This is a genomic window from Prochlorococcus sp. MIT2309 (genome assembly GCF_059772305.1).
In genome coordinates this window covers 1137746-1150806 of the sequence record NZ_CM186282.1, presented here as the reverse complement: position 1 = coordinate 1150806, position 13061 = coordinate 1137746, and the positions used below count along the sequence as shown (strand labels likewise).

The 13061-nt window shown below is 37.4% G+C and carries 17 protein-coding genes; 8 read left to right on the top strand and 9 right to left on the bottom strand.

Annotated elements, in window-relative coordinates:
• Positions 1-1023, top strand: a complete 1023-nt coding sequence (gap, locus tag AC6EJA_RS06370; RefSeq protein ID WP_498501831.1) for a type I glyceraldehyde-3-phosphate dehydrogenase — start codon at positions 1-3, stop codon at positions 1021-1023.
• A 2-nt stretch (positions 1024-1025) separates the two neighbouring features.
• Here the strand turns inward: gap and thiL are convergent, their stop codons facing one another.
• Positions 1026-2006, bottom strand: a complete 981-nt coding sequence (gene thiL, locus AC6EJA_RS06365) for a thiamine-phosphate kinase (protein ID WP_498501830.1) — start codon at positions 2004-2006, stop codon at positions 1026-1028.
• Between the two features lie 9 nt (positions 2007-2015).
• Positions 2016-3092 carry a peptidylprolyl isomerase gene (locus AC6EJA_RS06360; protein WP_498501829.1) on the bottom strand — a complete coding sequence of 359 codons (1077 nt, stop codon included), beginning with the start codon at positions 3090-3092 and terminating at the stop codon, positions 2016-2018.
• Positions 3093-3154: 62 nt separating this feature from the next.
• On the opposite strand from AC6EJA_RS06360, the gene efp reads away from it, so the two are divergent.
• The gene (gene efp / locus AC6EJA_RS06355) at positions 3155-3718 is read left to right on the top strand and encodes an elongation factor P (protein WP_498503564.1); all 564 of its coding nucleotides are present in this window, start codon (positions 3155-3157) and stop codon (positions 3716-3718) included.
• On the top strand, positions 3715-4218 hold the full coding sequence (accB, locus tag AC6EJA_RS06350) for an acetyl-CoA carboxylase biotin carboxyl carrier protein (protein WP_498501828.1): 504 nt from the start codon (positions 3715-3717) through the stop codon (positions 4216-4218). The genes efp and accB overlap by 4 nt, the downstream gene beginning before the upstream one ends.
• Positions 4219-4222: 4 nt before the next feature.
• Here the strand turns inward: accB and pdxA are convergent, their stop codons facing one another.
• Complete coding sequence (pdxA, locus tag AC6EJA_RS06345; protein WP_498501827.1) at positions 4223-5248, bottom strand: 4-hydroxythreonine-4-phosphate dehydrogenase PdxA; 1026 nt, start codon at positions 5246-5248, stop codon at positions 4223-4225.
• Between the two features lie 20 nt (positions 5249-5268).
• Positions 5269-6165 carry a Rossmann-fold NAD(P)-binding domain-containing protein gene (locus tag AC6EJA_RS06340; RefSeq protein WP_498501826.1) on the bottom strand — a complete coding sequence of 299 codons (897 nt, stop codon included), beginning with the start codon at positions 6163-6165 and terminating at the stop codon, positions 5269-5271.
• 30 nt (positions 6166-6195) lie between these two features.
• Between AC6EJA_RS06340 and AC6EJA_RS06335 the strand changes: the two genes are divergently transcribed.
• On the top strand, positions 6196-6414 hold the full coding sequence (locus tag AC6EJA_RS06335; protein WP_498501825.1) for a hypothetical protein: 219 nt from the start codon (positions 6196-6198) through the stop codon (positions 6412-6414).
• 6 nt (positions 6415-6420) lie between these two features.
• Here the strand turns inward: AC6EJA_RS06335 and AC6EJA_RS06330 are convergent, their stop codons facing one another.
• Complete coding sequence (locus AC6EJA_RS06330; RefSeq protein WP_498501824.1) at positions 6421-6822, bottom strand: HNH endonuclease; 402 nt, start codon at positions 6820-6822, stop codon at positions 6421-6423.
• A 136-nt stretch (positions 6823-6958) separates the two neighbouring features.
• Positions 6959-7372, bottom strand: a complete 414-nt coding sequence (locus tag AC6EJA_RS06325) for a DUF6554 family protein (protein ID WP_498501823.1) — start codon at positions 7370-7372, stop codon at positions 6959-6961.
• 140 nt (positions 7373-7512) lie between these two features.
• Here AC6EJA_RS06325 and AC6EJA_RS06320 point away from each other — a divergent pair, with 140 nt between their 5' ends.
• A complete protein-coding gene (locus tag AC6EJA_RS06320) occupies positions 7513-7932 on the top strand; it encodes a LysR family transcriptional regulator (RefSeq protein ID WP_498501822.1) in 420 nt (139 codons plus the stop codon).
• Between the two features lie 41 nt (positions 7933-7973).
• On the top strand, positions 7974-8189 hold the full coding sequence (locus AC6EJA_RS06315; RefSeq protein WP_498501821.1) for a DUF8683 family protein: 216 nt from the start codon (positions 7974-7976) through the stop codon (positions 8187-8189).
• Positions 8190-8205: 16 nt separating this feature from the next.
• Here the strand turns inward: AC6EJA_RS06315 and AC6EJA_RS06310 are convergent, their stop codons facing one another.
• The gene (locus AC6EJA_RS06310) at positions 8206-9354 is read right to left on the bottom strand and encodes a pyridoxal-phosphate-dependent aminotransferase family protein (protein ID WP_498501820.1); all 1149 of its coding nucleotides are present in this window, start codon (positions 9352-9354) and stop codon (positions 8206-8208) included.
• 32 nt (positions 9355-9386) lie between these two features.
• Between AC6EJA_RS06310 and cbiD the strand changes: the two genes are divergently transcribed.
• Positions 9387-10577 carry a cobalt-precorrin-5B (C(1))-methyltransferase CbiD gene (cbiD, locus tag AC6EJA_RS06305; RefSeq protein WP_498503563.1) on the top strand — a complete coding sequence of 397 codons (1191 nt, stop codon included), beginning with the start codon at positions 9387-9389 and terminating at the stop codon, positions 10575-10577.
• A gap of 51 nt (positions 10578-10628) precedes the next feature.
• The gene (guaA, locus tag AC6EJA_RS06300; RefSeq protein WP_498501819.1) at positions 10629-12218 is read left to right on the top strand and encodes a glutamine-hydrolyzing GMP synthase; all 1590 of its coding nucleotides are present in this window, start codon (positions 10629-10631) and stop codon (positions 12216-12218) included.
• 173 nt (positions 12219-12391) lie between these two features.
• Here the strand turns inward: guaA and AC6EJA_RS06295 are convergent, their stop codons facing one another.
• Entirely contained in the window at positions 12392-12724 is a 333-nt protein-coding gene (locus tag AC6EJA_RS06295) for a hypothetical protein (RefSeq protein WP_498501818.1), read from the bottom strand.
• Positions 12673-12957 (bottom strand): galactose oxidase, encoded by a 285-nt coding sequence (locus AC6EJA_RS06290; RefSeq protein ID WP_498501817.1) that lies wholly within the window; start codon positions 12955-12957, stop codon positions 12673-12675. The genes AC6EJA_RS06295 and AC6EJA_RS06290 overlap by 52 nt, the downstream gene beginning before the upstream one ends.
• Positions 12958-13061: the final 104 nt, after the last annotated feature.

Here is a 13061-nt window from a genome sequence, read left to right as displayed (position 1 = left end):
ATGACCTTGCGTGTTGCGATAAATGGATTTGGCCGAATTGGTCGTAATTTCATGCGTTGTTGGTTGAGCCGCGGCTCTAATACCAATCTCGAAGTGGTTGGCATTAACGTCACCTCAGATCCAAAAACAAACGCTCATCTTCTTAAGTATGACTCCATACTCGGGCAAATAAAGGATGCTGAAATCGATTACACAGACGATACATTCGTCATTAATGGCAAGACCATAAAGTGTTTTTCTGACAGAAATCCTCTTAATTTACCCTGGAAAGAATGGGGAATTGATCTTGTTATTGAGTCAACTGGTGTTTTCAATACCGATGTGGGTGCAAGCAAGCATCTCGAAGTAGGAGCCAAAAAAGTAATTTTGACCGCTCCTGGTAAGGGAGATGGTGTTGGGACCTATGTTGTTGGTGTAAATGCTGATCAATATAGGCATCAAGATTTCAAGATCCTTAGTAACGCGAGTTGTACGACTAATTGCTTGGCTCCAATAGTCAAAGTATTGGATCAATCTTTTGGAATTAACAAAGGCTTGATGACTACGATTCACAGTTACACAGGCGATCAAAGGATATTGGACAACAGTCATAGAGATTTAAGAAGAGCTAGAGCTGCTGCAATGAATATTGTGCCAACATCAACGGGCGCAGCAAAGGCTGTAGCTTTGGTTTATCCAGAGATGAAGGGAAAGCTGACCGGTATTGCAATGAGAATTCCAACTCCTAATGTTTCTGCTGTTGATTTAGTTTTTGAATCTTCAAAACCCACTACTGCCCAAGAAGTAAACGCTGTTTTAAAAGCTGCCTCAGAGGGTTCCATGAAAGGAATAATTAAGTATGGAGATCTACCTTTAGTTTCAAGTGATTATGCTGGTACCGATGAATCAACCATTGTTGACACAGCTTTGACTATGGCCATAGGGGATAATTTGATCAAAGTTGTAGCTTGGTATGACAATGAGTGGGGGTATAGCCAAAGGGTTGTAGATTTAGCTGAAATTGTTGCCAAGAACTGGCAATGAAATTAAAAATGATTGAATTTTTTTTCTACAGAAATTAATTCACCATTTTCCCAGGTGATTTTGGGTTCACCTTTCTTTACATAACCAATATTTCTGGCTGATGGGTAATTTTTTATCCACTCATCAGCCCATTTTTTTGGTAAGGAGAGAACAAGCTCATAATCTTCACCGCCGTTTAAGCACCAATTTTCAAAAAGAGGATTTTTTGATAATTCTTTTTCCATTGGTATTTGATCACGGTAAAGAACTGCTTGACACTGACTACTTCTGCAGATTCCATAAATTGCTTCGAGCAAACCATCGCTACTGTCTGTTCCTGCAGCTCTATCTGAAGGAATTGTTTTTGGCTTAGATTTAATTAGGGCTCTGAGAGCTTCTAGCGGCGCCTCAGGACGCTGATGAGCTCTTATCGCTCTCGATTTGAGAGAGGATGATATTTCATTAGAAATTTTGTGAGAGTCTTCCTGAAGCAATGAGAGCCCTATGCGACTGAGTCCATGAATTCCGCTTGTTACTAAACAGTCACCGGTTAATGCATTTGCTCGATGAAGTTTTAATTCTCCGATTGCTCCAAGAGCAGTAATTGATAATATTTTTTCATTTCCTCTTACGCAGTCGCCTCCGTATATTTCTCCCCCATAGCTAAAAAGCGCCTCCTCTATGCCTTTGTAAACATCATCGACCCATTGCCATTTTGTGTTTTGAGGAAGAACAAGTCCAATTGTTATGCCAAGTAATTCAGATGTTCCACTTGAAACTAAATCTGAAATATTTGCTACTACCGCTTTCCATCCAACATCAATTGGATGCATAGTTGATTCACTGAAGTGAATGTTTTCTACCAATACATCTGTGTTAATGATTACACGCTCATTAATTATTTTTATAGTTGCCGTATCGTCGTCTAATTGGCCAGGAGCAACATAACTTTTTAATCTATTAATTAACTCTAACTCGCCAATATCAGATATCGACTCTGTCAAATTTTTTCCTCAAGCTCTCTTTTTTAATCTATCTGATCCATCAATAACTTTTATGTAATTGATCTGATCATTAATTTCAAGGGTACTTAGAATTTCTTCTCCTTCAACCACATATCCAAAAGCAGCATATCTTCCATCAATTAAGTTTCGCCCGGCTGGGTTAAGTTCTGCCTCGTAAAGAAAGAAAAAGAATTGAGAAGAACCGTCATTTAAATCTTTATCTGAATGAGCCCAACCTAGTGTGCCAACAGTAGCGAATGGCATTGTGGGTGTTTCTGTGTAAAGTCCTAGCTCTTCAAAACTGCTTTCGTAAATTGTATCTGATCGGTCTGGAACTCTTATTTCAAGTGGTACATGACGTTCTTCGTTTGTTTCTGGGTCCACATAGCCAATCTGATCTCCTTTTGGATCTCCTGTTTGTAAAACAAAAAACTCCTCAGCTCTGTTTATGGGCAATTTGTCGTAAAACCCTTTTTCAGCAAGATCAATAAAAGCACCAGCTGTTAGTGGTGCATTAAAACCATCAATTATTGCTGTCATATCACCTTTTGAAGTTGATATTTCCACTGTTGCTCTGCCTAAAAGTCTTGGAAGAGAATCATATTTTGATGGAATCGTGTAGGGAAATTCATCTTTAACTATCAATCTTTCAAGATTACCGATTTCCGAAAGACTAGCTCTCCTTAAGTTTAAAAATTCATTTTTATTTTTTTGATTTGCACTCTCAGCAAGTTTTTCAATCTTTATTTTTATTGATGAAATAATTTTTTCACCTTCTTCTTTTTTGTTGATTGGTATTGATTCAATTATTTTAGTTTTTTTGTTATTAATCAAGAATTTACTTTTGGAAATGGCTTTTACAATCGTTGGCCATCTGCTTCCTCTGAGAGCATCAGTTGTATCCTCAATTTGATTTTGAATTTCTCGAAGTTCTTTTTGTTCAATTGGTAATGAGTTCCTAAGAATTGTGTAGGGATCTTTTACACGATTACCGGGTGGTAAATTCGCAAAAACTGGTTCAATCGGCCAAAAGCCAATAGGCAACAGGGTTGCTGCTATTAAAAGGAGAAAAATTCGTTTAGCCATTGCACATCAAGTTTTGCACGACTTTGGCACAGTCTTATGATCCGTTGGTAGCTTTTGCGGAAATGATTTCAAGTAACGACTTCCGCACCGGTACCACTATCGAATTAGACGGTGCTGTTTGGCGAGTTGTTGAGTTTCTACATGTTAAGCCCGGGAAGGGCTCTGCTTTTGTTCGTACAAAATTAAAATCTGTACAAACGGGAAGTGTTGTAGATAAAACCTTTAGAGCAGGAGAGATGGTTCCTCAAGCAATGCTAGAGAAATCAACTCTTCAACACACCTACATGGATTCTGGTGATTATGTATTCATGGATATGGCTAGTTATGAAGAAACTCGTCTGACTGCGGCCCAAATTGGTGAAAGTAGAAAGTATCTCAAAGAGGGTATGGAAGTAAATGTCTTGACGTGGAATGAAAAACCCCTTGAAGTTGAATTACCAAATTCTGTCGTATTAGAAATAAAAGAAACTGATCCTGGTGTTAAGGGAGATACTGCTACAGGGGGTACTAAACCTGCAATACTTGAAACTGGCGCCCAAGTTATGGTTCCATTGTTCATTTCTGTGGGTGAAAAAATTAAAGTTGATACTCGTAATGACAGTTATCTTGGTCGTGAAACCCAATGACTATGAATCTTGATCATGATGAATTACATCGTATATTGGCAACCTTGGCCGATAGTGATGTACAAGAATTTCTCCTGGAGGGAGAAGATTTTCGTCTTGAAATAAAACGAAATCTTCAACCCAGCCAGACGGTTTATCCCGTTCAACAATCAATTACCTATGCTGATCAACCACCAGCAATCTCTCAGCCTGTTAATGAACCTTCATTAACAGTATCTACCCCATCAAGTGATCCTCCCGCTTCTCCAGGCTCAAGGACTGATTTGATAGATGTCACAGCCCCCATGGTTGGAACTTTTTATAGGGCCCCCTCTCCAGAGGATTCTCCGTTTGTTGAGGTTGGAACGCGAGTGGCTGTTGGTCAAACAGTTTGTATTCTTGAGGCTATGAAATTGATGAATGAGCTGGAATGCGAAGTCTCTGGCGAAATCGTTGAGATTTTGGTTGAGAATGGAACCCCAGTTGAATTTGGACAACCTTTAATGAGAGTTAAACCTTAATAATTTACTTAGAAAGTATCCAAGCTGTTTTTAGAGCCGCAAGCATACTTTCATGATTAGCTATCCATTTACCTGCAATATCAAAAGCTGTTCCATGATCCGGTGATGTTCTTACAATTGGCAGGCCAAGAGTCGTATTAACAGCTGAATCAAATGCTATTAATTTCACGGCTATTAATCCCTGATCGTGATACATAGCTAAATATCCATCAGGCGCATCTGATTTTTTCCCACCCTCCCAAGCTCTTGCAGCAGAAAGCCAGCATGTATCTGGTGCAATTGGTCCTTGTAAGAACACATCTGGGTTTTTAGAGCGCCAAGTTTTTAGCGTTTGCAATAACCAATTTTTTTCTTCTTTTCCCAGATTACCGTTTTCACCTGCATGTGGATTTATTCCAGCAACTGCAATATGAGGCTTATCCTTGAATTTTTTGCAAAATTTTTTCAAATCATCAAGTTTATTCAAAATTAACTCTTTGGAAAGTGTTTTTGGAATTTGTTCTAATGGTATGTGTGTTGTTGCTAGAAGAGTATTCATTCGCCAACCATTATTCGGAGAGATAGCAGTAAAAAGCATTGATGGATTTTTGGTATTTGTAAGTTCTCCCAATCTCTCAGTTTGGCCGCTGTAAAAGTGTCCAGCCTCATGCCATGCAAATTTTGCAATTGGTGCAGTAACAATTGCCCTTGCCTTTCTCTCAATTACTAAATTTGTAGCTTTTGTAAGCCACTCAAAACTGGCTTTTCCACTTTTAGCACTTGGTTTTCCAAGAACGATTTCTTCTTGTAGAGGAATATCTAAAATTTCAATATTAGAGGGGTCTACTAAATGCAACTCACCACTTTTTTTTAGATTCTGAAAAGTATTTTCTATATATTTTTTACATCCAATCAGTATGGCTTCCATTGAATCAGGTAGAGAATCAGATGCTAAGGCTTTTAAAATTATTTCTGTTCCGACGCCAGCTGGGTCTCCAATAGGAATGGAGACTTTTTTAGATTTACTTGAAAAGTCTTGAGGAAAAATCATTTTGGATAATTTTTTGGCAGTTATTTTTTCATATTTATTAAACAATCTTTTAGTCCGGATTTATAATCTGGGTGTATTAGTTTATAACTCAGATTATTACATAATAAATTATTATTTACCCTTCTATTTTCCTGCCAAAAAGATAGTGCCATAGGGCTCATGTCTTTAGAAGCAATTTCAAATGACTCTACTTCTGGTAACGAAAAATTGATTAATTGAGAAGCAAATTTTAGAACCTCTATGTTAGTACATGGAAAATTATCAGAGATGTTAATTACATCTGGTTTAATTCCTTTATTGGATAATTCTATTAGATGCATTATTGATCCTGCTATGTCATCAACATGTATTCTCGAAAATACCTGGCCGGGTTTATGAATTAGTCTGCATTTGCCTCGCAGTATTGTCTCAATTGCTGAGCGACCAGTCCCATAAATCCCTGGGAGCCGAAGGATCTGTGCTTCTATTCCTTCTTGTCTCCAGGCCAATTCGCAATTGAGTCTGTTCTTGCTTCTTTGTTGCTTTGGCTTAGGAATATCATGTTCATCAACCCATTCCCCATGAGAATCACCATAAACCCCAGTCGTAGAGAGATAACCCGTCCAATTTAGTTTCAGATTTATTATCTGATCTTTTAAGTGCTTTAATACAGGGTCACTTCCATCAGGGTCAGGTGGGATACAGCTAAGAAGATGCGTGGTACCCTCAAATATTTTTTCTGAAATACTTAAGTTCTTAGAACTATCAAAAATGAAATCTGCTCCGGGTTTATTGTTACTTCTTCTACTGCACAAGACTTTTGCACCAAGGCATCTTGCTACTTCGGCAATGTATTGCCCACTAAAACCTCCCCCAAAAATTAGTAATTTTGAGTTTTTATCAAGCGGATTACATTTCTTGACAACTTCATTAAGCATTGGTACAAATGTATTAGTTGCTGAATTGTGATGGCTGATTCATGTCTGAAGCAAAGAAATTTTTATTCCCCACTTCAAAAAAAGAGATTCGTACCAAAGAATAAACATTTTATAGGAAATGTAAGTTTTTTCTATTTAATTCCTTGTATTTTAATTTCTATCGTCGCTTACGCTGTTCCTGATAACCCTTCTGAAATGGGATCTATTTGTGAGAGGTATCACACAAGCTCTGCTTGTAGAGTTTGGTGAAGAAAGTTATGCAGCAAGTAGAGTGAAATCTTGATTGGTATTTTTTTGAGAAAAACCTTTTTCTTTTGGCGTTGCCCATTCCAATAATCTGATTGCTAATCGAACATCTCCTTCAATCCATGCTTTGATTGCCATAGCTCTTCTGGGATCGTAAAATTTTTGTTTGCGATACCAGTTAAAAATTTCTTGATCAGATTTATGTCCATTGCATGAAAGGCATGCAGGAACACAATTTTCAGTAATACTCAACCCGCCTTTACTTCTTGGAAGAACATGATCAATTGATTCTGATGAACTTCCACAGTAAATACAACAATTACCAGTTATGTCATGTAGAGATCTTCTCCACTGACGATCTCTATGTTTCGGGCAGAAGTCTTCTAGGAAAACAGCATCCCTATTTTGCATAGATTTTGGATGAGAGTTTATTATTCGAAGTTTGCCTTGATTCTTTTACAAGTCAATATGTAATGTATAATTTGAATTTTATTAATACATCTCATTTTCAACTATTAATTTATTATTTTAAATTGTTTTATTTTTGCTAATAACTATATCTATCTTCATAATTACCTTTTGAATTTGGTCTTATAGCTTCCTCTGGATCTTGATTTAAATCCTGGCTGGGGTCGAAATCATCAACAGGTGGGTTTTTAGGTACATAAAGGTCGCCCAGATATTTTATGCACTCTTCAAATTTTTCTGCCTCAGATACGACTTCTTCAACAATTATCGACGCAGCTTGCCTTGGCGAGGTTTTAAATAATCCTGCTTTTTGTTTTTTAATACTTTGATAAGCAGCTTCCCAACTTGCCTCATGGTCATTGCCACCATCTCTCATAACGCAATATATGTCTGCTCCAGTTGTAATACCTGCCTTTGCTGAGGGGTTTAAGGCAATTAGACCACCACATATGAGTGATATTGGTAAAAATATAAATTTGGTCTTTCCTTCCATGATTACAGATTGATCCTTTAATTAAGCGTATCTACGATTTTTATTTCGGCCAGTACTTTATTGACAAATTAATTTCTAAATTTTGAGTTTCCTCATTGTTTTGATCATCTATCAAATAAGGCCATGCTTTTAATGAGGACTTGAGCCTCATTGAAGTATGTGTTGTTATTTATCTAGGCTCTGTTTTTTTTATGGCTTCAAATTGTTCTTTCAGAATTACACGAACTACTGAGGATCTTGCACAGACAATTACAGCTCTGTCTCAACGCTTAGTAAAACTCGAGCAACGTTTCGAGGCGCTTGAATTAAGTCAAAAACAAAATCCGACTGAATTGCCAGTAAAAGAAATAGAAATGCTTGATGGCATTGATCAACAAATTCAAGTTTGCAAAGCATTATTAGATTCTTCTGCTGATGAGAAGCCAGAATTGATAAATTCATCGGAGGACGAACAAAGTGAACTTCAGACTGATATTGGTGAGGTTTTGTCTAATTTAGAAGAGAGTGAGTCAGAACAAATGTGGATGGAGGAGGAAAAACCAGATGAACTTGCCGCATAAGTGCCAATTAAGTTGCCATAATATGTGAAATTAAGGCGACCATGGCTTTAACTATCTCTGCGGCTGGCAAAATAAAAAAGCTCAAATCTCAGAAATCCTCAAAAAAACGCAAAGCGTTTTTTGAGGGTGAGCATCAGCTTGAAAAATTAGAATTTGCTCTAGCAATTTCAGAATCCAAGGGGGACAAGACAAGATCCAGTTCATTACGTAAACAAATAGCTAACTTGGGAAATAACAAACAGGAACCAGGTACATAAAAATATTTTTGAAAATTTATTTGAGTACTGATAGAGCAGCATTTGTACCAGTTCCTACAGGGGCAAAATTTTTCCCGAGTTCTTGCACACACGCCTCAATTGCTGCAACCGCTCCTAAAATATCTCTGTCATTAACAAAACCAAGATGTCCGACTCTAAATACTTTACCTTTCAGATGATCTTGTCCTCCTGCTAGCTGGATATCAAATCTATTTTTTACTTTTTTACGAAGTTCTTCTGCATCAATATCATTATGATACAAAGCTGTGATTGCTGGACTTCCAAAATTTTCATTTGCAAATAAGTGAAGACCAATTGCTTTCATTGATTTTTGGACTGCTTTTTTATGCTTTTCATGTCTATTAAAAATATTTACCAAGCCTTCATCTTGCATCATCTCTAGTGATGCTTTTAAAGAAAAATATAAGTTTACAGAGGGAGTATAAGGAGTATTATTTTTACTTAAAGATTTGCGATAGGAATTTAAATCTAAATAAAATTTTGGCAGATCAGATTTACTTGATGCTGCTAAAGCTTTTTCACTCATTGCTACAAAACTCAATCCAGGGGGCATCATGTAACCCTTTTGAGAGCCTGAGGCAATAACGTCAATACCCCATTCGTCCATGGGAACATTACAGGCTCCAAGACTAGTAACGCAATCTGCAATTGTTATTGCTCTCTGATGATTATTAACATGTTTGGCAATTGTTTCTAAATCATTCAAAACTCCTGTTGATGTCTCTGAGTGAGTAACTATTACTGCTCGAATGGTTTTGTCTTTATCGGCTTCTAATATTTCACGGAATTTTTCTGTATCGAGAGGTTCACCCCAGTTTGCCTCAATTTTTATTACTTCCAGACCATAGGCTTTAGCAACCTTGATCCATCGATCACCAAATTTTCCATTTGAACCACAAATAACTTTGTCCCCAAAGCTCAGCGTGTTTATGATTGCTGCTTCCATAGCAGCGGTTCCACTTCCTGTGATTGTCAGGACGTCTTGCTTTGTTTGATGCAACCACTTGAGAAGTTGATGGCATATATTTATTATTTCCTGAAATTCCTGACTTCGATGCCCAATAGGGTGCTGACCTAATGCTTTTAGCACTCTCTCAGGTACTGGAGTTGGCCCAGGAATCATTAGGCTTAATTTGTCCTTCATATCCAGAGGGTGCAAAATTAGACATATTAAGAATGAATTTAGAGGTTTTTCCAGTTATTAATCATTTTTCTACAGTTACGTCAGGATTTACTCTCCCGGTTTGGGTCACTGCTGCAGCAAAAGCAGCGACAACCATTTTATTGGGCAATAGCTTTGTTTCTGGCCAAAAAATTCGAATTAGGGGATCAACTCAATTTGTGGAGATTCCTGTTCGCTCAGCGACTTTGTTTTCCAATGGCCAACAGGCTCTAGCAATAACTTTTTGTGACTCAGGGTACGTACTGGATATCACAAGAGATATGGAGCTTATCGTAATAGTTCAGATTCAAAAAATAAATACAATTAAAAATCAAAAAAAAATGAACTTAAGAAATGGTTGGTTAAATCTTGTTGCTGGAGAAGGGGTCGGCATAATTCAATCGACAAATCAACCATCAGTTTCGCAATTTTGTTTTGAACTTTTTGAAGAAAACCTTAAACCTTTGTTACCTGAAAAATCTTTTTTAAGTCTTGAGGTAATCATTCCCAAAGGGAAATATCTCGCAACAAAAACTAGTAATAGTTCTTTTGGCATAGTTGATGGCCTTTCTTTGATAGGGACGCAGGCTGAAGTACAAATAAGTGCCTCTCCAGATCAATTAAAAAATACTATTGAGAATTTGCGCCTGAAAGTAAAGCAATCTTTTTTTTCAGGAGATTTAGTTTTAGTTTTAGGAGAAAACGGTTTAAGCCTTGCTCAAGAACTTGGAGTAAAAAAAGAAATTATATTAAAAGTTGGTAATTGGATTGGTCCACTACTTGTTGCAGCCTCAGAGGAGGGTGTAAAGAATCTGCTCCTTTTTGGTTACCATGGGAAGTTGATAAAATTAGCTGGTGGAATTTTTCATACGCATAATCATTTAGCCGATGGACGATTAGAGATTCTTACTTACTTTGCATTACTTGAGAAAATTCCACTACCGGTTATCCAAGATATAGTAACAGCAACCTCAGTAGAGGATGCATTTCTCAAACTCTCATCTTTTGATCTTGAGCTTACCCAAAGACTTTGGAATAGCCTCTCGTTGCACATTGAGAAAAAAAGTTCAGAATATGTGAATCGATATCATGACTCTTCTATAAGAATAGGTGCGGCACTCTTTGATAGGAGGAGAAATCTAAACTGGTTAGGACCCAATGCTCGAAAACAAGTTCGGCATTTAAAATTAATTACTAATATTTAGTTTAATTTGTATATAGGCTTACGGATAAGGATATTTTGACTTTCTATAAATATGTCTGATCCAATCCAGAATAAAACAGAGCGGAAACCTGGAATAGTGATACTTGATTTTGGTTCCCAATATTCGGAGCTAATAGCAAGGCGTGTTCGTGAAACAGAAGTTTACTCACTCGTCATGAGTTACTCGACCTCTGCTTCTGAATTAAAAGAGATAGCTCCAAAAGGAATAATTTTAAGTGGTGGGCCAAAATCCGTTTATGACGAGAACGCTCCTCAGGTTGATCCACTGATATGGGATTTGAATATTCCAATTCTTGGGGTTTGCTATGGAATGCAATTAATGGTGCATCAGTTGGGAGGTGCTGTTCAAGTGGCAGATGGTAAAGCTGAATATGGTAAAGCACCTTTGAAAGTTGATGATCCAACCGCCCTGTTAACAAATGTCCAAAATGGATCAACAATGTGGATGAGTCATGGGGATTATGTATCCAAGTTGCCAACCGGTTTTATTCCCTTAGCGCACACTCTTAATACTTCCAATGCCGCTATTGGACTCCATGCTAGAAATTTTTATGGTGTTCAATTTCATCCTGAGGTGGTTCACTCGGAATATGGGATGGTTCTCATCAGAAATTTTGTGTATCACATATGCGGTTGTGAACCAGATTGGACGGCAAACAAATTTATTGATGAAGCAATAGCGCTTGTGCGAAATCAAGTAAGCGATAAGAAAGTTTTACTCGCGTTATCGGGCGGAGTGGATTCTTCTACTCTAGCTTTTTTACTTCATAAAGCTATTGGCAACCAGTTGACCTGCATGTTTATTGATCAGGGCTTTATGAGAAAAGGTGAACCAGAATTCCTTATGGAATTTTTTGATAAAAAGTTTCACATAAATGTTCAATACATTAACGCCCGAGAAAGGTTTATCTCAAAATTGAAGGGAGTTACTGATCCTGAGCAAAAAAGAAAAATTATTGGAACCGAATTTATTAGAGTTTTTGAAGAAGAGAGTCTTCGATTGGGACCCTTTGACTATCTGGCGCAAGGGACTTTATATCCTGATGTTATCGAAAGTTCAGGCACAAATGTTGACCCTAAAACTGGAGAACGTATAGCAGTAAAAATTAAAAGCCATCATAATGTTGGAGGTTTACCTAAAGATCTTCAGTTCAAGTTGGTAGAACCCTTACGAAAATTATTTAAGGACGAAGTTAGAAAAGTTGGAAAATTATTAGGCTTACCAAATGAGATAGTTCGTAGACATCCCTTCCCGGGACCAGGATTAGCAATAAGAATTCTTGGAGAGGTAAGTTATGAAAAACTTAATTGTCTTAGAGACGCAGATTTAATTGTTAGAGAGGAGATAACTAAAGCAGGTTTGTATCATGAAATTTGGCAGGCGTTTGCCGTTCTTTTGCCTGTTTGTTCTGTTGGTGTTATGGGAGATCAGCGGACATATGCTTGGCCTATTGTCGTTAGGTGCGTATCAAGTGAGGATGGTATGACTGCTGATTGGTCAAGGGTTCCTTATGAAATCCTTGAGAAAATTTCTAATCGAATTGTGAATGAAGTTGATGGAGTCAATAGAGTTGTATTAGATATAACTAGTAAGCCGCCAGGAACAATTGAGTGGGAATAATATCGACTACTAAAACGTAGTTATAGATTAAAAACAGATGTTCCCCGTTAGTTCCCCTGTCACCTTCTCTGTATATACATCGTAGAAAGTTTGTTTTCTTTACACTCGTGGTTGTTTTTGATGGAACAGTTTCTAAGAATATTTTTACGACTTATCTACGCAATGAGAAATTCTTAGTATCCAAAAAGTTCATTTTTTTCTATTACTAAATCGACTAATTGTTTTTTATTGAGTTTGGAAATTTTTTCTATGCCAACCAGCATTGTCCTCAATTCGCTATTGGTCTTTTGCATCAGCACCGATTTCTGATTAACAAATATTCCTTTCTTTAAAATCGAAAGAAGAGTTGAGAGGGCATAAAAAATTGCCATTGAAGCAATGATGCACGACATCATCACAGAGTCTGCAGTGGTAGTTAAATTTATTGGTTTTGAGGAAATAATTTTTGTTTTTTTTAGGCAACTTCTGGACACCATCCAATTTGTAATACCCTCTTCTTTTGCCAATTCAGGCAACGCTTTGTGAGATGTTCACCTTGAGGGATCAGACGTTGGTGAAGAGGACAAGTCAAAAGAGTGACGCATGATTTATCGCACGTATAAGTGAAGTATTCACATGTAAGACAAACTGAACTTCCTCTGGACTTTACCAATTCCAGATTAGTGAAATAACTCCACTCTTCTGGATGCTCAAGTGCTTCAATGGCAGCAACAACTTTTGGTGTTTTAATTCGACCCATCTTGGCTCTCCTTGTGAGAAGAGGCAAAGAGCACGATGCTCACCTCGTGCTTCCTTTGCCGTTTCAGTGATGGGGATAAGACTAATACAAGCGTACTATATTTG